This is a genomic window from Dyadobacter bucti, assembly GCF_005869225.1.
Taxonomy (GTDB): domain Bacteria; phylum Bacteroidota; class Bacteroidia; order Cytophagales; family Spirosomataceae; genus Dyadobacter; species Dyadobacter bucti.
Window position 1 is genome coordinate 498,026 of the sequence record NZ_SWFP01000005.1, and the last position, 17,721, is coordinate 515,746.

Annotated in this window: 13 protein-coding genes; 5 read left to right on the forward strand and 8 right to left on the reverse strand. The window is 46.8% G+C overall.

Annotation, left to right across the window (positions count from 1 at the left end; translation table 11 throughout):
• The first annotated feature begins 26 nt into the window (after positions 1 to 26).
• The 4 genes from FBF61_RS18940 to FBF61_RS18955 all read left to right on the forward strand — a co-directional run bounded on the left by FBF61_RS18940 (position 27) and on the right by FBF61_RS18955 (position 9,982).
• Positions 27 to 3,365: a VCBS repeat-containing protein gene (locus FBF61_RS18940; protein ID WP_138480139.1), complete on the forward strand. Its 3,339-nt coding sequence runs from the start codon at positions 27 to 29 to the stop codon at positions 3,363 to 3,365.
• Positions 3,366 to 3,368: 3 nt separating this feature from the next.
• Complete coding sequence (locus FBF61_RS18945) at positions 3,369 to 4,697, forward strand: vanadium-dependent haloperoxidase (protein WP_229215123.1); 1,329 nt, start codon at positions 3,369 to 3,371, stop codon at positions 4,695 to 4,697.
• 209 nt (positions 4,698 to 4,906) lie between these two features.
• The gene (locus FBF61_RS18950; protein ID WP_229215124.1) at positions 4,907 to 8,242 is read left to right on the forward strand and encodes a SusC/RagA family TonB-linked outer membrane protein; all 3,336 of its coding nucleotides are present in this window, start codon (positions 4,907 to 4,909) and stop codon (positions 8,240 to 8,242) included.
• 42 nt (positions 8,243 to 8,284) lie between these two features.
• On the forward strand, positions 8,285 to 9,982 hold the full coding sequence (locus tag FBF61_RS18955) for a SusD/RagB family nutrient-binding outer membrane lipoprotein (RefSeq protein WP_138480141.1): 1,698 nt from the start codon (positions 8,285 to 8,287) through the stop codon (positions 9,980 to 9,982).
• 136 nt (positions 9,983 to 10,118) lie between these two features.
• Here FBF61_RS18955 and FBF61_RS18960 read toward each other — a convergent pair whose 3' ends face one another.
• From FBF61_RS18960 to FBF61_RS18970, 3 genes are all read right to left on the reverse strand, one after another.
• Positions 10,119 to 10,631, reverse strand: coding sequence for a thioredoxin domain-containing protein (locus tag FBF61_RS18960; protein WP_138480143.1), 513 nt, complete (start codon positions 10,629 to 10,631; stop codon positions 10,119 to 10,121).
• Positions 10,632 to 10,635: 4 nt separating this feature from the next.
• Positions 10,636 to 11,973: an argininosuccinate lyase gene (gene argH, locus FBF61_RS18965; protein ID WP_138480145.1), complete on the reverse strand. Its 1,338-nt coding sequence runs from the start codon at positions 11,971 to 11,973 to the stop codon at positions 10,636 to 10,638.
• Between the two features lie 96 nt (positions 11,974 to 12,069).
• Positions 12,070 to 12,576 carry a C40 family peptidase gene (locus FBF61_RS18970; protein ID WP_138480147.1) on the reverse strand — a complete coding sequence of 169 codons (507 nt, stop codon included), beginning with the start codon at positions 12,574 to 12,576 and terminating at the stop codon, positions 12,070 to 12,072.
• Positions 12,577 to 12,874: 298 nt separating this feature from the next.
• Here FBF61_RS18970 and FBF61_RS18975 point away from each other — a divergent pair, with 298 nt between their 5' ends.
• On the forward strand, positions 12,875 to 14,044 hold the full coding sequence (locus tag FBF61_RS18975; protein WP_138480149.1) for an AIR synthase-related protein: 1,170 nt from the start codon (positions 12,875 to 12,877) through the stop codon (positions 14,042 to 14,044).
• A 106-nt stretch (positions 14,045 to 14,150) separates the two neighbouring features.
• Here the strand turns inward: FBF61_RS18975 and FBF61_RS18980 are convergent, their stop codons facing one another.
• From FBF61_RS18980 to FBF61_RS19000, 5 genes are all read right to left on the reverse strand, one after another.
• Positions 14,151 to 14,618 (reverse strand): DUF1440 domain-containing protein, encoded by a 468-nt coding sequence (locus FBF61_RS18980; RefSeq protein ID WP_138480152.1) that lies wholly within the window; start codon positions 14,616 to 14,618, stop codon positions 14,151 to 14,153.
• Positions 14,619 to 14,696: 78 nt separating this feature from the next.
• Positions 14,697 to 15,758 carry an NAD(P)H-dependent flavin oxidoreductase gene (locus tag FBF61_RS18985; protein WP_138480154.1) on the reverse strand — a complete coding sequence of 354 codons (1,062 nt, stop codon included), beginning with the start codon at positions 15,756 to 15,758 and terminating at the stop codon, positions 14,697 to 14,699.
• 46 nt (positions 15,759 to 15,804) lie between these two features.
• The gene (locus FBF61_RS18990) at positions 15,805 to 16,314 is read right to left on the reverse strand and encodes an SRPBCC family protein (RefSeq protein ID WP_138480156.1); all 510 of its coding nucleotides are present in this window, start codon (positions 16,312 to 16,314) and stop codon (positions 15,805 to 15,807) included.
• The gene (locus tag FBF61_RS18995; protein ID WP_138480157.1) at positions 16,301 to 16,642 is read right to left on the reverse strand and encodes an ArsR/SmtB family transcription factor; all 342 of its coding nucleotides are present in this window, start codon (positions 16,640 to 16,642) and stop codon (positions 16,301 to 16,303) included. Before FBF61_RS18995 ends, FBF61_RS18990 begins: the two co-directional genes overlap by 14 nt.
• Positions 16,643 to 16,796: 154 nt before the next feature.
• Positions 16,797 to 17,714: a bestrophin family protein gene (locus tag FBF61_RS19000; RefSeq protein WP_138480159.1), complete on the reverse strand. Its 918-nt coding sequence runs from the start codon at positions 17,712 to 17,714 to the stop codon at positions 16,797 to 16,799.
• Between the last annotated feature and the right edge of the window lie 7 nt (positions 17,715 to 17,721).

The window sequence follows — 17,721 nt, forward strand, 5'->3', positions numbered from 1 at the left end:
TTTAAGGGTATTTTAAATCGTGCTGAATGGTTAGACTTTACTTCATATTCATCTTACTGCTGTCGTTCCCCGTTTTTTCACAAACCACATTTACCAAACTTTTGCCCAAAGATACCAGGGTGAATTTTGTGAATAAAATAGAGGAAAACGATTCCTTGCACATATTCCGGTATGAGTACCTGTACAATGGGAACGGCATCGGCGTGGGCGACTTTAACAATGACGGCACGCCCGATCTGTTTATTTCCGGTAATACTGTCCCTAACAAATTGTACATCAACAAATCCGGGCAATCACAGATCCGGTTTGAAGATGTCAGCAAAAAAGCAAAGATCGAAGGAAATGGTACCTGGTCTACGGGCGTGAGCGTCGCGGATGTGAATGGTGACGGGCTGCCGGATATCTACGTTTGCCATTCCGGTTTTTACCGGAAGCTTTCGGACAAGAACAACGAGCTTTTTATCAATCAGGGTATCAAAAACGGTGTACCTGTTTTCAAAGAAATGGCAGTGGAGGCGGGGCTCAATGCCATAGGCTCCCAATCCACACAGGCCGCGTTTTTTGATTATGACAAAGATGGTGATCTGGATATGTTCCTGCTTAACCATTCCAATCACAGTGTCAATCCTTTTCTGAATACCCGGGAAATGCGCGCGACGCCCAATCCTTATTTCGGCAACCGTTTGTTCGAAAATGTAAGCGAAGGCGGGAAACTGAAATTCAAGGATGTTACCGAAAAAGCAGGTATCATCAACAATGCACTGAACTTCGGGCTGAGCGTCATTGTGGCCGATGTCAATCAGGACGGCTGGCCGGACCTTTATACTACGAGTGATTATACCGAAGTGGATTGTTATTATGTCAACAACCGGAACGGGACATTTACGGAATCGTTGAAAAAGTCGTTTACGCATGTTTCCAAGTTTTCCATGGGGGCAGACGTCAGCGATTTTAATAATGACGGAAAACCGGATGTGCTGACGCTCGATATGCTGCCTGAGGACAATCACCGGCAGAAATTGTTAAAGGGTCCAGATATTTACGATCAGTACCATTTGTTGCTGGACAGTGGTTACTACCATCAGAATATGCGGAATATGCTGCATCTGAACCGGGGAAGCGACGCCAGCGGTAATGTTAAATTCAGCGAGATCGGGCAGCTAGCCGGAGTATCGAATACGGACTGGAGCTGGGCCGGATTAATGGCCGACCTGGACAATGACGGCTGGAAAGACCTGTTCATCACGAATGGTTACCTGAGGGATTTTACCAACATGGATTTTCTCAAATACACGGTGGCCGATGAACAGATGAAGGAAGTAGGAAAAGGAAACCTGAATTTCAAGACTTACAATCTTGTTCAGAAAATGCCTTCCAATAAACTGAAAAACTATCTTTTCAGGAATGCGCATGCCACTTCCGGAAATTATGCATTTGAAGATGTTTCCAGAAGCTGGGGTTTCAGCGAAGAGGCGGTTTCCAACGCGGCTGCCTATGCGGACTTTGACGGCGACGGCGATCTCGATCTGGTGATCTCCCACATCAATGAGCCTGTTTCCATTTATCAGAACAATACCGTTCAGAAAGGACTTATTGTTAAACTGGCTGGTTCGGGGAAAAATTCGCAGGCTTTCGGAAGTAAGGTCTGGGTGTACAGCCAGGGACTCATGCAATATTCGGAGCTGTACCCGGTGCGCGGCTACCAGTCTACGGTAACCACGGACCTGCATTTTGGATTGGGGAATTCGGGTAAGACCGATTCCGTAAAAGTGCTCTGGCCTTCCGGCAAGGTTACTTTTCTTGGAAGTCCGAACCAATCTATTCTTAGTTTGAAAGAATCAGACGCGCAGGACAAAATAACAGAAACAAAAACGCAGGTTGCGGGAAAGTTCAGAAAAATTGATCCCGGAAGTATCGGCATTGATTTCGTCCACCATGAAAATGAATTTGTGGATTTCAAAGTGGAAGTGCTTTTGCCATATCAGTTGTCGAAGCTGGGACCTGCGCTGGCCAAAGGTGATGTAAATGGCGACGGCCTGGAAGATCTGTTTTTCGGAGGTGCCTCAAACCAGTTCGGCGTATTATATATTCAAAAGCCGGGGGGCAAATTTGAAGGTGCGGCTGCCCAGCCCTGGCGGCAAAATGTTGCCTGTGAGGAAGTATCCGCATTATTTTTGGACGTGGACAGGGATGGGGACCTGGATTTATATATTGTCAGCGGAGGAAATGAATTTGAAGAACAGGCATTGGAATACAGGGATCATTTGTATATCAACGAAGGAAACGGTACCATGCATGAGGAGGTTTTGGCATTACCCTCCATGAAAAATCCCAAGCAGATCGCAGTTCAGGCCGATATCGACAAAGACGGTGATCTCGACCTTTTTATTGGAGGAAGGGCAGTTCCCGGTTCTTTTCCTATTCCTGCACGAAGCTATATTTTAAGAAATGACACCAAAGGCACCAATATTAAATTCACAGACGTAACCGCCGAGTGGAGTAAGGACCTGCTAAATCCCGGCATGATCACAGGTGCCACTTTTGATGATTTGGACAAAGACGGAAACCCCGATCTCATCCTGGCCGGCGACTGGATGCCTGTTCGTGCTTTTAAAAATACAGGCAAAAGCATGGATGAGGTGAATGTCCCCGAATTGAAAAATACTGACGGTATGTGGGCGGCGCTTGTTCCGGTGGACATTGACCAGGACGGTGATATGGATTTTGTGCTGGGAAACGGAGGGCTTAATAACCAGTATAAAGCATCCGTGGAAAAGCCGGTCGTGATTTATTACGATGATTTTGACAAAAACGGCGTCATAGATCCGATTTGCACTTATTATATCGGAGATAAAAGCTACCCTATGTTTTCCCGGGACGAAATGCTAGACCAGGTCGTGTCGCTCAAAAGAAAGTACACCAGTTACGAATCCTATTCGGACGCCACAGTTGAAGATATTTTTGGAAAAGAGGCCATCGCGAAAAGCGACAAAGTTTACTGTCGCCTGCTGACAAGTGTAGTTCTCGAAAATAAAGGAGGGTTTCAGTTTCAAATACATCAGCTGCCGGAAGACGCCCAGATGTCCAGAGTAAGTGGTATTGTTTCGGAGGATTTGGATCACGATGGGAAACCTGATCTGGTGATGGCGGGTAACTTTTCTCCTTATCGCGTACAGCTGGGGCCTTGTGACGCCTCTTTCGGGGCGGTGCTTCTGCAAAAGGAGCCTTTTGTTTTTGAAGCGGTGCCTCCGGCCGAGTCCGGTTTTTGGGCGGGGGGCGATGTAAGAAATATGGCGAAGATTGATGAACGTATAGTTATATCCGTTAATAACGGAGAGCCTGTGTTTTTTCAAATTGTAAAATGAATCATGGCGGGAGATACTATTTTAAAAATGATCGGCAAGTTACTTTTGGTGTTTGTTATCGTGCTGGGGCCTTTGGTTTGCCTGGGGCAGGGACCATCTACCAAGCTGCTGCATAGAGCTGAAAAAAACCTGACGAGGACAATTGTTCACGACATATTTTCGCCTCCGGTAGCAAGCCGGATCTATCTGTATGCCAATGCTGCTGCTTACGAAACCATCATTTTGCAGGATAAGCAATACCAAAGCCTTCACGGACAGATCGCCGGTTTCCCTGATATTGGCGGTATTGCGAGGGCTGAGAAAGTAAACTATCCGCTTGCATCGGTTTATGCTTTTTTCAAAACCGGAAGCAAGCTGGTTTTCTCGGAGCATTTACTGAAGGATAGTATAGAAGTCATTCTTGGCGGATTTAAGGAAACAGATCCTGAAGTATATAGCAATTCTTTGAAACTTGGGGAGGCGGTCAGTGACAGCATCATGAAATGGTCGTCGAGTGACAATTATCTGCTGACCCGGAAAAAGCGGAGATATAACTACAGTAAACAAAAAGGAAAGTGGACCCCGACGCCTCCTGGATATATTGATGCCGTGGAACCTTACTGGAGCCAGATCCGGCCCGTGGCACTCGACTCTGCCGGGCAGTTCAAACCTGTGCCTCCCCCGGCATACAGTACAGACTCCACGAGCCTGTTTATGAAGGAAGTACTGGAAGTGTACCGCCGGACGCAAAAACTAACTCAGGAGGAAATTCTGATCGCCAGTTTTTGGGACTGCAACCCCTTTTTCCTGAACACCCAGGGACACCTTAATTTCGCTACTAAAAAATTGTCCCCCGGCGGACACTGGATTTCAATTGCCGGACAGGCTACGGAATCCGCCGGAAAAAGCTGGAAGGAAACGTCCGCAGCATATCTGCTAACATCGGTCGCGTTGTTCGATGGGTTTATCAGCTGCTGGGACGAAAAGTACCGCAGCCAGCTGATCCGTCCCGAAACGGTGATCAATGCCTATGTCAACGAAAAATGGAGACCCCTCCTGCAGACCCCACCATTTCCTGAATATACCAGCGGGCATAGTGTGATATCCACCGCCGCGGCGGTTGTCCTGACAAGCATTTTAGGGGAAAATTTCGCCTTTAATGATCATACTGAAACGGAATACGGACTTCCTGTCCGGCATTTTGACTCCTTTCTCAAAGCCAGTAACGAGGCTGGTATCAGCAGGTTATATGGCGGCATCCATTACCGGTCGGCCATAATGGAAGGGCAAAAACAGGGAGAAAACATTGGATTGCAGGTATTACGGAAAATTCAGCTAAGGCGCGTGAATTAATACAACACTCTAGCAAACAGGTATACCAATTATTAATATTTTTTAATAAATATTATCTTTTTGTTAATAAAAATATTTATTTTTGAATTCGAATAGTTATGATATCAATAGTAGGCTTGACAGCTACTTTGTTTGGCCGTTCCGGAGATTATCATAATAAAGTTGTGGATTACCTAAAAAACCAAATTTATCTAATTTATCAGTTTACCATGAGACAAAAGTTTACTGTATTAACCCGTCTGGTAACATTGCTCCTCCTTCTGACAGGAAGTACTTGGAGTGTGGCCCAGGACAGAAAAACCGTTAGTGGAACGGTTTTCGACAAGGATCAAAATCCTTTGCCCGGTGTGTCTTATCTAGTGAAAGGAAGCAGCGCAGGTGGTGCAACTGATGCCAATGGAAAATTCAGCATAGCTGTTCAATCGAACGCGGCTGTTCTTGTGTTTTCTTCAATAGGGTTTGTTACGAAAGAAGTGGAGGTTGGGAGTGCAAGCCAGATCACTGTGAATCTGGAAGAGGATAACAAGACACTTAATGAAGTGGTTATCACCGGTTTCGGTATGTCTACCGAGGCCAGAAAGCTTTCATATTCAGTTCAGTCCGTTCAGGGAAATGACATTACCCGGGCTGCGAATGCCAACATGGTAAACGCGCTTCAGGGTAAAGTGGCGGGGGTTATGATCAACCAGGGAACTGGTGGTCCGATGTCCTCTTCCCGTATCCGTATCCGCGGTAATGCGTCTTTGAGCCCTAACACCCAGCCGCTTTTTGTTGTGGATGGTGTTTTGATCCGTCCCGGAACCACAGGTGCCGATTCATGGGGTGCAGGCCAGGATTTTGGTAACATCATGAAAAACATCAACCCTGACAACATCGAGTCTATGACCGTTTTGAAAGGATCTGCTGCAAGTTCCCTTTACGGATCTGAGGCTTTGAATGGTGTGGTTGTGGTTCAAACCAAAAAAGGTCGCCAGGACAAAGGCCTAGGTGTGACTTACAATCACACGTCTACTTTTGAAAACGCGTACAAATTCCTTGATCTTCAGAATCAGTTTGGTGCCGGAAGGAGCTCGGAGTTTATTACAGGAGCTGATGGCGTTCCAGAAGTGGATCGTGCCAATTATCCATGGTCATACGGTCCTGAATTTAATGGACAGCAGGTACGTGACCTGGACGGAAGAATGGTTGAATGGAAAGCAAACGATCCGTTGAAATTTTTCCAGACAGGTAAATACATCAACCATAACGTGGTTGTGGAAGGTGGAAGCGAGCGCAGTTCTTTCCGTGCTTCTTTCTCTACTTTGAAAAATACTTCTATCATGCCTGCCGGTACAGAATTGAAGAGAAATAACTTTAATATCAGGGGAACCCAGAAAATTGGAAAGATCCTTAACCTAGATATCAGTGCGGACTATACCGATAATGATATGGTTAACCCGATCCGCCAGGGTGGTAACTACAACCCGGTTTTCCGTTTTGTATACAACCGTCCGCGTTCTATGGATATCGAGTACTGGTCTAAAAATTACATCGATCCAGTTGTAGGCGGCCGCAGGCAAGGAACAGCTGATCCTTACGGTATCACCGAATTTATGTTCCAGACTTTCGAGTTTAAGCAAACTCGTAACGAAAAAGTTTTCCGCGGAAACATTGACCTTACCGCTAATCTGACTGACTGGCTGACTTTGCTGGTACGCGGAAACGTTCAGACAGAATTGTACACTGGTAACAATAAGGACCGCGGAGCGGGCGTAGGTTTCACGGGCGGGGAATATGGAGAATATTCAGAGAACAAATCACAAAGCCGTTTCCAAAGTTTACTGAGCGCCAATAAGCAGCTTTCTTCTGATTTCAACCTGAGCTTCACGGTGGGTGGAGAAACCAACAGGTTGATCGGTGGACGTTACTACAGAGCAAATACAACCGGTGGTCTTCGTGTTCCTGATGTTTTCTCGCTTGCGAACACAACCAACCCATTGAACCTCAGCTATCCATTGACTGCTTCTAAACGCATCGACGCACTTTATGCTTACGGCGACCTGACTTATAAGGACGCGTTGACGCTTTCTGCAAGTTTCCGTAATGACTGGTCTTCTACATTGACCTATGCCGACGGAAGCGGAAATTATACTTATTCTTATCCTTCCGTTGGTCTTTCGTGGATTGCAACTGAATCCCTCAAAAATCTTCCAACCTGGTTGTCATTTGGAAAGCTGCGCGCCAGCTTGGGTTACACAGGTGGTGATACCGATGCATGGGCTACCAATCAGACAGGTATTTACCAGCCAAGCGGAACATACACGCAGGCTGACGGTTCTTTGATTAACTTGTCAGGCTTCCGTGACAACACGCTCCCAAACTATGGGCTGAGAAACCGTTTGGCACGTGAGGTTGAGTTTGGTGCGGACATTCGTTTCTTTAATAACCGCCTGGGAATTGATGCGACTGTTTATAACAAGATTACTAAAAATGAGATTCTAAGCCTTGCCACGACATCAGAATCAGGTGTAAGCAGCAGAGTTGTTAACGCTGGTAAAATCCAGAACAAAGGAGTGGAGATTTTGCTTACTGCAACTCCTATCAAAAAGGGTAAATTCGAGTGGAATACAAGCGTGAACTTCTCGCGTAACCGCAACAAAGTTCTTGAATTGGTACCAGGTACCGATACTTACACATTGAGTAACGGTTTCGGAGCTGATATGTCATCAGTTGCACGTGTTGGAAAAGATTACGGAACAATTATCACTTCTTATGCTTTTGCAACCTATCAGGGCGAGCCGGGTAATCCATCCAATGGTAAGCGCGTTATTGGTGCGAACAGCTCTGCGGAAGGTGGAATTGCTTTCCTAAGAAGCGGTGCTTATCAGGGACAGGGTTCAAAAGAACTGGGAACGATGATGGAGAAATTCCTGATGAGTAATGTGAACTCGCTGCGCTATGGAAATTTCACAGCAACTGTTCAGGCTGATGCGAAAATCGGTGGTTTGATGGCTTCTGCCACGCACCAGTACGGTTCATCGACAGGCGCATTCGCATTTACATTGCCAGGACGTAATACAGCACTGGGCGGGGTTTCTTACACAGACGCAGGCGGTGTGGCAAAAACTGACGGTATTATTCCGGATGGTGTTCTTGCTGACGGATATCAGGTCAATGTGAACGACCAACTGATCGACCTGGGCGGTATGCCATACGCGGAGGCTGTTGAAAAAGGATACTTGAAACCAATTCCGGCTTATGCTTACTATTACAACCTTACCCAGTGGGGATCAGGAATTCGGGAGTACTCTACTTTTGAAAACTCTTGGGTGTCACTTCGGGAAATCTCTATCGGATACAATGTTCCTGCTTCATTGCTGAATAAAGCTAAAATCCAGACACTGCGTGTAAGCCTGGTAGGACGTAACCTTGGTTACCTGTACAAAACTGCGAAAGACGGCGTAAACCCGGAAGGACTTTACAGCAACAGAGCAGGGGAATTCATGGAGTACGGCGGACTTCCGCTGACACGTAATGTAGGTGTTTCAGTAAATATCGGATTGTAATTCGGAATCACTTCCACCAATTCAAAAACAGAAATCATTATCATGAAATTTTTAAAGCATAAATTAATATTACTGGCGGCAGCAGGGTTCCTTTATTCCTGCGAGAAGCAAGCGTTCGTGGATGTTAACAAAAACCCGGATGCCCTTACATCAGTACCACCACAGAACCAGTTCCTGAATGCGACGATCAGTACGCACAGTACCGATTTCGAATTCTACTATGATATGTACCGCAGAATCATGCCATGGATGCAGTACAATACCGACCAGAATGGGAACCAGGGTGCTTTCACGCAAAACTGGGATAACTTCTCTCAGAGATATGGCCGGTTGTATAACGGTGTGGGTGACAGGCTGTATGATCTGGAACAGCTGGTGTCAAAATTAGAAGCTGATGATCAGCCACGTTATGCGCACATGGTTCAGATGGCGCATATCCTGAAAGCAAACTATACTTTCTACGTGTCGGACATTTATGGCAGCATCCCTTACTCTGAGGCTTTTCAGGGACGTTACGGCGGTACCTTGCTGCCCAAATACGATTCGCAGCAAGAGATTTTCGCCAGATTGGATACTGAGCTGAAAACAGCAATTGCTACTCTGAAAACTTCTCAGCCTATTGCCCAGTTTGATATCGGGGCTTATGACCAGTATTACAGAGGAAATGCTCAGAAATGGGTTAAAGCAGCCAACGCGCTGAGATTGAAGATTGCAATGCGGGTTCAGAAAGTAGATGCCGCAGCAGGAAATGCGATCATCAACGAAGTACTTGCTTCCCCTGCTGCCGACCTGATGAGCAGCAACGAAGATGGATGGGTTTTTGTATCAAACGCTGCTTTTACAGGAACGGGTGACGGTGGTAACTGGAATCCTGGTACACTCCGTGCTGCAAAACCGATGGTTGATTTCATGTGGGCAACGCAGGATCCTCGCATTGATGCTTTCTTTGCGCCAAACCAGTACTCACAGGCTACCATTGATGTCCTTATAAAGGATGGTGCTTTGCCAGCCGGAACCAAGGAGGGAAGACGCTACGTAGGTAGCTTCCCAAGCCCTGACGACGCAAGAATTCCCGCCAATATCCAGCGTTATTATACGCCAAAAATTATTCCTTCGACCAAAGCGACGGTGGATACATTGTCTTACCTGCAGCCACGCCTTTTCAGCGCAGGACGGAATGATGCGAGCGGGAACGCAGGAACAGGCTTTTCTTACCTTCCTGTGATCACTTATGCTGAATTTTGCTTCACCAGAGCTGAACTTGCTTTGAAAGGAATAGGTACAGGTACTGCGAAGGATTGGTACGAAGCGGGCGTGAGAAGTTCTATCGCATGGTATGACCAAATAGGTACAGGCAGCAAGCTTGGTGACTACACTGCTGTAACGCCTGCGGAAATCACCGCTTACCTTGCTCAGCCAGGCGTTGCTTACGATGCAGCAAAAGCAATGGATCAGATCGCCAGCCAGGCTTATCTGAACTTTATGAAACAACCTGCGGAAGGTTGGGACCTTTGGAAACGTACAGGATATCCTAATGCAACTTCTGTTGTTCCTCTCGTACCCGTGAGAAACTTGAACGTGACGCTGACTATTCCACGTCGTGCACCGCTGGGACTGATTAATGATACCGATCCTAACGTAGTGAATAAAAAAGCTGCGTACGATGCAATGGCCTCACTTCCTGGTTTTGGGACGAGTCCTCAGGATGCCACAGGCCGCGTATGGTGGGATAAACCTTGATCGTAAATCCTGACTTTATTAGTGAAGGGGTAGGCCGTCTGGTCTGCCCCTTTTTTTGGTTTTTGTGAATTCAGGATACGTGCGGTGTATTATGTTTTTCAGAATGGAATTACCGGGAGCTCATGGAATAGAAAACTCAAAGATTGATAAGACATCCATAAGCCTCAGTCCGGCTTTTTATGACGGGATTGCCGCTTAAAGTTTCATCAATCGCATTGCGCAGGTACTGTTCGGTAGCCACAGCGCGGCTTCTCCCCAATGCATAATACCAGTTATCGATCGCACCTTTGTAAACGACAATACCCGCTGAATTGACAAGGATGGCTTCGGGCATGACCTCGGCCTTGTAGCGTTTCACCTTTTGCAGATTAAGATCTTTATTGCCTGGTAAAGTCGTTTTGTATTTTTTCAAAAAGGATTTAATATCTGTTTCCGTAACAGTGGCAACCGGAAAAACGGCTTCAAAATCTATCCCTTTGGCAGAGTAGTCGGCATAAATACTTTTGATCTCTTTCATGTAAGCATTGGAAATCGGACATTCCGGATCCAGGAAAAAGATCACTTTCAGCCCACCGGGCTTTGCACCGGCGGTCAAGCCGGTCAGCATGCAGACAAATAGAATAGTCCGGTAAAATTTCAATACGGTCACGATCTTAATTTTTAAGCAGGTTTTCCAGCGCCGCTGTCACTTTTTCATATCCAAAAGCCGCTACCTCATTCTCCATCCGTTCGCGGATTTCGGCAGTTTGCAAATTCCCGATAGAGCCCTCGTGGGAATGTTTTAGTTCTCTCGGCGCAACATAGCTTCCGTCCCCGATCTCGGCTCCTACCTGGCGGTATGCATCCCGGAAAGGTACGCCGCTGATCACCAGCTCGTTTACCCGTTCCACACTGAAAAGCATGTCGTATTTCACATCATCCAGCAAATTCTGTTTCACTTTCATATTTTCCAGCATAAAAGCTGCAATATCAAGGCAGTCGAGGATTTCGTCGAATGCTGGCATCAGGATCTCTTTCAGCAGCTGCATATCCCGGTGGTAACCCGACGGGAGGTTGCTGAGAACCATCGTTACCTCCATCGGCAATGCTTTCATCCGGTTGGTTTTAGCACGAAGCAGCTCAGCTACATCCGGATTCTTTTTGTGTGGCATAATGCTGCTCCCGGTGGTAAGGTCATCCGGCAAAACAATGAACCCGAAGTTCTGGCTGTTGTACAGACAAACATCCATCGCCAGTCGGGAAACCGTGGCAGCCAGGGAAGAAATGGCGGTCAATGCAGCTTGTTCGGTACGTCCGCGGCTCATTTGGGCGTATACAACATTGTGGTGCATGCCTTCAAAACCCAGCAATTTCGTGGTCAAAGTCCGGTTAAGCGGAAACGAAGAGCCATAACCTGCGCCGGAACCCAGCGGATTGCGATTGGCAAGGCGATAGGCAGCATTGAGCTGGATAACGTCATCGATCAGGCCTTCCGCATAAGCCCCGAACCAGAGCCCAAAAGAAGACGGCATGGCGATCTGCAAATGTGTATAGCCTGGCAGCAGGTCATCTTTGTGTTGTTCCGAGCGGTCTATCAGTACATTGAACAGCTTTTCCGTAGCCTCTACCACTTCAAATAAGCGGGCACGGGTGTACAATTTCATGTCCACCAGCACCTGGTCATTCCGGGAGCGCCCGCTGTGGATCTTCTTGCCGGTATCGCCGAGTTTGCGGGTCAGCATCAGTTCAACCTGGGAATGCACATCTTCGACCCCATCTTCGATCACAAATTCGCCGGCAGTGATTTGTGCGTGGATCAGCGTCAGTTCTGCACGCAGGGATTCCAGGTCGTCGCTGGTCAGCAGGCCAATCGTTTCCAGCATCGTTGCGTGGGCGAGATTTCCCAGAACATCGAATTCTGCCAGGTTAAGATCCATTTCACGGTCCTTACCCACAGTGAATTTTTCGATTTTTTCAGAAGTAACTGTATTTTCTTTTTGCCAGAGTTTCAAAATGTACTGATATAAATGTTGTAAAAAGAGACCGGATAGCACCGGCAAATTTACAAGCTATCAGCGACAATAAGGCAAATTATGAGAAGTTGTGCGCTAATCCATCAGCCGGCGGATCGCGACAAAGCGTTTGTTGTAGTAAGCGGAATTCAACAGGTCGTACCGGATCCCGCCTTTAAACGCGGAATGGATAAACCTGACCGAGCCGGGAGCTACTTCGGTAATGATACCAACATGTCCGACATGCTTGCTTTTGGTACTGGCGCCTTTGAAAAAGATCAGATCGCCGGGTCTGGCGTCATCAAGTTCCACGGTTGCGCCTTGTCTGGCCTGGGCTGCGCTGGAATGTGGCAGGGAAATATCAAGTTTATTAAAACAATATCTCACAAATCCCGAGCAGTCAAAACCCTTTTTGGAAGTGCCGCCGGAACGGTACGGAATATGCAAATGCTTGGTCGCGAAGGAAATCAGCGACTCGGCCATGTTGAGCGTATCGGAAGCAACGTGCTGTTCTTGTGGGGCCTGGGCTTGGGCAGGAGCTGCTAATGCTGTCGCGGCAATGATGAAGAAAAAGAAAACGTTGAGTCGGGTATTAAGAAACATGAAGGATAAGTTTGGCAGCAAATACTAAAACTAAAATCCTGAAAACAGGAGAATCTATTGTCTTTTGTAATCTTACCTTTGAATTGTAAAGCTAAACAGTTTTTTGTATTTATCTAATTTTACCAAACACCTAATTTTCATAATTTTTTATAAAACGTTGATACAGAAAAAGGAATATCGCGTTCGTTAAAGGTAAGGTTTAATAACTGCGCAGAATCAAATATTAGCTTCCTTCACCGCGCCTTTTTCCCTACTTTTGTGGCCGTAAGAGGATAGTTACACTCATAAATACAATCAAATGAAAACTACCGACCGTTACTTGCAGCGCGGTGTGTCGGCATCCAAAGAAGATGTACATAAAGCAATAGAGAATATAGACAAGGGGCTGTTTCCCAAGGCTTTCTGTAAAATTGTGCCTGACACCCTGGCCGGTGATCCTGATTACTGCACCATTATGCATGCCGACGGGGCGGGTACCAAAACTTCCCTTGCGTATTTGTACTGGAAGGAGACTGGAGATATTTCAGTTTGGAAAGGAATTGCGCAGGATGCCATTGTGATGAATACCGATGACCTGTTGTGCGTAGGCGCGACCGGGCCGATGCTCTATTCTTCGACGATCGACAGAAATAAAAACCGGATACCGGGGGAAGTAATAGCGGAAGTGATCAACGGGGCTGAGGAAGTTCTGGATATGCTGCGCAGCTATGGCGTTGAAATTTACAGTACCGGCGGGGAAACAGCTGACGTAGGTGATTTGGTAAGAACTGTGACAGTTAACAGCACGGTAATTGCGCGGATGAAACGTTCGGAGGTGGTGGACAATGCCAATATCAAAGCGGGGGATGTGATCGTAGGACTGGCGTCTTACGGTCAGGCGAATTACGAGCAGACCTACAACGGCGGTATGGGCAGTAACGGACTTACTTCTGCCCGGCATGACGTGCTCGGGAAATACCTGGCGACATTGTATCCCGAAAGTTTCGACCCGGAAGTAAGCGACGACCTGATTTACAGCGGGACCAAAAAACTGACGGAGCTTGTGGAAGGAACTCCGTTAAATGTGGGCCAGCTGATACTGTCCCCAACCCGGACTTATGCACCGGTAGCGAAAGCGCTGCTGGACGAAATGCGTCCGGATATTCATGGCATGGTGCACTGCAGTGGCGGTGCTCAGACCAAAATTCTGCATTTTGTTGATAATCTTCACATTATCAAAGATAACCTGCTTCCTATACCTCCACTTTTCAAGCTTATCCAAGAAGAAAGCGGGACAAGCTGGGAAGAGATGTACAAAGTTTTCAACATGGGGCATCGCCTTGAAATTTATCTCTCGCCCGAACACGCGGAAAGAGTTATCGAGATCTCCGAATCATTTGGAATTCCCGCACAGATTATCGGAAGGGTAGAAGCCTCAGCAGAGAAGAAACTCACGATCGAAAGTGAATTTGGTTCGTTTTATTATTAAGAGTTAGCAATAACGCAATGTTTTTCAATCCCTCTGGAACCAACCGGAGGGTTTTTTTACGTAAAGAAATGATCCAATCCATCATTGATTTGACCACAGGGAGATATCAGCTCCGGGGTACAATGTAGGCCATAGGAATACCGACTGCTACAATTACGATCGCCATGCCGGTCAGGATCGCATCCGTGTCGCCCGGCTTAATACCCGGGAATACCGTCGGGAGGACGATCAGATTCATGACCAGCCAGATAAATATTCCATAGATAATGCCGCAGAACGTCCGGTGTCTTTTCAGGAAAGTGATGAGACGGACGAGGAGAAAGTAAAAAATCGCGAAGAGCAGCGTGATAAAAAAGTGTAACAAAAGTCCATAACCTGCCATCGCCAGTCCGCCTTCATAAGCTTCTTTTCCAACCATGCCGGCAGCGATCGACTGCAGAATTTTGAGTGGCGTGGTTTTGCCGAGAATCAAAGCATACACCACAACAGCACAAAAGATATCCATTGTTCCTGCTACAAAAGTAGCCAGCAAAATGTTTCGAACACCTTTTTTGATGGGTTTCAAACGATTCATGGATCAGCAGTTTTGTATCAACCAGATAAGAAAAATCGTCGGGTTTCTACTGGAATTTTTGTGCTGATATCTTTATTGTTAACCCAATCGCTCGGCTTCCGCAATCAATGCGCGGAAAATTTCGGCAGATGGTTTGAGCATGGCCATCGCGGCGGATTGCCCGGCCCAGAGTGTGGTCAGTTCTTTATTGTCTGATTTTTGTGCAGCACTGCGAATGGGTGCAGTAAGCGTGTTTAGGATCGGATAAGGAGGATACGTAATGTTGAGCTGTTGAACCTGATCGTGGAAAGCATTGCGGATACCACGGGCCCACCTGCCGGAAAAAGCACGGGTCAGAACGGTATCGGTGTCGAGACTGTTTTTTAACGCTTTTTTGTAAGAATTTACCGCCAGACTTTCGTCGCTCCCGACAAACGCAGTGCCCGCCTGAACACCCTGTGCACCCAGTATCAGCGCAGCCTTGATCGTCCTTCCATCCATAATACCTCCTGCGGCCAGCACCGGGCGCTTTATTTTGTCGGCAATCTGCGGGACCAGAGAAAATGTGCCGATCTGCGGAAGCGGCTCATCGTCCAGAAATGTGCCACGGTGCCCGCCGGCTTCAATGCCCTGGGCGGTAATGATATCAATGCCCTCGTTGTCCAGATGTACCGCTTCCCGCACGGAAGTGGCCGTTCCAATGATGATTACCCCATTGTCATGAAGGCTTCGAATGCTGTTTTCGTCAATAAGCCCGAAAGTAAAACTAACGACCGGGATCTTTTCATCAATTAATATTTCGATCTGTTCCTGATAGGAATAATGGTGTATCAGATTTACATCAACGCGTTGATAGCTAAGGCTATACTCCTGAGCTATGTCCGACAGTTTATTCTGCAGGGCTTCGGTTTGGGGAATATCTATTGCAGGAATATCATGTGCAAACAGGTTAACTGCAAATGGTTTGCTGGTGAGTTCCTTTGTTTTTTGGATCAGTTCCCTGGTTTTTCCGGCGGATAAAAGTCCCACCGGAAGTGATCCCAGGCCACCTTCATTGGACACTGCCGCTACCATTTCAGGCGTGGTAACACCCAGCATCGGCGCCTGTACCAGCGGGTATTTTATTTTTAATATCCGGGTTAATTCGTTGTTCCAGTTCATAGCAACCAAATTTAAAAACGAGTTTTTAAAATGTACGGAACTGGATTTAAAATTTCGCCTCACCGTGCGCTATCAATCCATTCAGGCGATTAAACATTTTGATCCAGCTCTGATAGGCACCCGTTTTTTTGGCTTCTGCTTCCGGTGCAGTTTGATGAAGGGTGAGCTTGGTCTGGTTGCCAAAAGGTTCAAAAGTGACAGTCGTAATTGTTTCTTTCGGCCAGTCTTCACTTTTTCCGGCATCAGCAGATTCGAGCAGTTCCCCGACCTGATTGGAAAGCGCCATCGTAAAAACCAGTTTCTTGCCAAAAACTACCTCGTTGTAAGTTCCTACGATCCAGCATTCACCATGAACGGGATCATGAATGCAGGAGTGGAAACTGCCGCCTTCTTTGACATCGATAAACTTATATTCAATCGTGCAGCCATCCGGTGCATACCAGTTGACAAGTAGTTCCGGGTCGGTCCAGGACTTGAAGACAAGATCCACTGGGGCGTTGAATAAATGCGTGATCAGTACTTCTTTTTCAGTTGGCTTTGATTTAACAGGTTCCATCTTCTTTATTTTTGTTTTGAATTTCAGTTAAATAAATATCCAAAGCCTCGAAACGGCTTTCCCAGTGTTTTCTGTACTGCTCCACCCAGCTGGCAACTTCGTGGAGTTGATCAAGTCTGGCTTCGCAAAACCTTTCGCGGCCTTTGTCTCTCATCACCACAAGCCCGCATTCGGTCAGGATCTGCATGTGCTTCGACACAGCCTGCCTGCTTATTTCGAATGCTTCGGCCACAGCGTTCATGGTAAGCGGTTCTTTGGATATCCTGTGGATAATCTGGCGGCGGGTAGGGTCCGCAATTGCCTGGAAAACATCTCTTCTTGTGATCATAATGCAACTAAATGATTGCAAATTTAATGCAATTATGTGGTTGCGCAATTTTTTTTAAGAAATAAATATCTTTTTGGTTTTAACCAGAAGTAATAATGTCAGAATGTTTAAATCGGTTGTCAGTTATCAGGCCGGAGTGGCCGGAAGTAAAGGGCTAATCGATCATGTAGCTATCGGGTTTAACCGTATCAGGTACCGGCTTTTCTATCATTTCCAACAGCGTGGCTTCAATCATTCCGCTGATCGCATTCAATGCCAGATCGTTAGGCTCTGTCCCGAAAGGTTCTTCGAGCTCATCTGCAATTGCTTCAAAAGCGACAAAGGTGTAGGCAATAAAAACGGTAATAAACGGGGTCAGCCATCCCAGACTGTCAACCAGGCCGAAAGGGAGCAGAAAACAATACAGATATACTGTACGGTGGAGCAATACCTGGTAGGTATAGGGGATAGGAGTGGACGCGATCCTTTCGCAGCCTCCCACGATATCGGACAGTTTGTTCAGGTTTTCATCCATCGCAACCTGACAAATCGGGTCTATCAACGCTTTTTCCCTGGCATCTTTGATCCACAGGCCCATAAGCTGCATCACGACAATCGGCTTGTAATGTTTGTCGATCACCTTTTCGGCAAGCGGTTGCGGCAGCCTGTTCCGGATGTCCTGTTCCGGATCTGTTTTCCTGAGTTGATGTTTGAGACAATAAGTAAAAACAATGAGCAGCTGAACAAATTCCTGGATCTCTTTGCTTTTGACTGTATAACCTGTGAGCGTCACGGCCTGGCGTGCAAGTGAGCGGGTATCGTTCAAAAGTGCGCCCCATAATTTCCGGCCTTCCCAGAACCTGTCATAACTTGCGTTGTTCCGAAATCCCAGGAACAAAGCCAGTGCAAGGCCAAAAATGGTGAACGGTGCCGGATTGAGCGGGATTTTATAATGATAGAGCGTACCGTTCAGATAAACGATGAGAATTGATACAAACAGCAGTATGACCAGACGCGGCACGAGTTGCGGCAGAACAGAGTCGTGCCATATAAAAAGCATTCTGAACCAGTGTTCCTTTTTTCTTTGAATCATTGCTCTT

What these genes read in the sequence shown, in the direction of transcription:
- FBF61_RS18945 (WP_229215123.1), top strand. Translation starts at nt 3,369, where the DNA reads ATGGCGGGAGATACTATTTTAAAAATGATCGGCAAGTTACTTTTGGTG.
- FBF61_RS18990 (WP_138480156.1), bottom strand. Translation starts at nt 16,314, where the DNA reads ATGGAACCTGTTAAATCAAAGCCAACTGAAAAAGAAGTACTGATCACG.
- FBF61_RS18950 (WP_229215124.1), top strand. Translation starts at nt 4,907, where the DNA reads ATGAGACAAAAGTTTACTGTATTAACCCGTCTGGTAACATTGCTCCTC.
- FBF61_RS19000 (WP_138480159.1), bottom strand. Translation starts at nt 17,714, where the DNA reads ATGATTCAAAGAAAAAAGGAACACTGGTTCAGAATGCTTTTTATATGG.
- FBF61_RS18995 (WP_138480157.1), bottom strand. Translation starts at nt 16,642, where the DNA reads ATGATCACAAGAAGAGATGTTTTCCAGGCAATTGCGGACCCTACCCGC.
- FBF61_RS18985 (WP_138480154.1), bottom strand. Translation starts at nt 15,758, where the DNA reads ATGAACTGGAACAACGAATTAACCCGGATATTAAAAATAAAATACCCG.
- FBF61_RS18955 (WP_138480141.1), top strand. Translation starts at nt 8,285, where the DNA reads ATGAAATTTTTAAAGCATAAATTAATATTACTGGCGGCAGCAGGGTTC.
- FBF61_RS18970 (WP_138480147.1), bottom strand. Translation starts at nt 12,576, where the DNA reads ATGTTTCTTAATACCCGACTCAACGTTTTCTTTTTCTTCATCATTGCC.
- FBF61_RS18980 (WP_138480152.1), bottom strand. Translation starts at nt 14,618, where the DNA reads ATGAATCGTTTGAAACCCATCAAAAAAGGTGTTCGAAACATTTTGCTG.
- FBF61_RS18940 (WP_138480139.1), top strand. Translation starts at nt 27, where the DNA reads ATGGTTAGACTTTACTTCATATTCATCTTACTGCTGTCGTTCCCCGTT.
- FBF61_RS18975 (WP_138480149.1), top strand. Translation starts at nt 12,875, where the DNA reads ATGAAAACTACCGACCGTTACTTGCAGCGCGGTGTGTCGGCATCCAAA.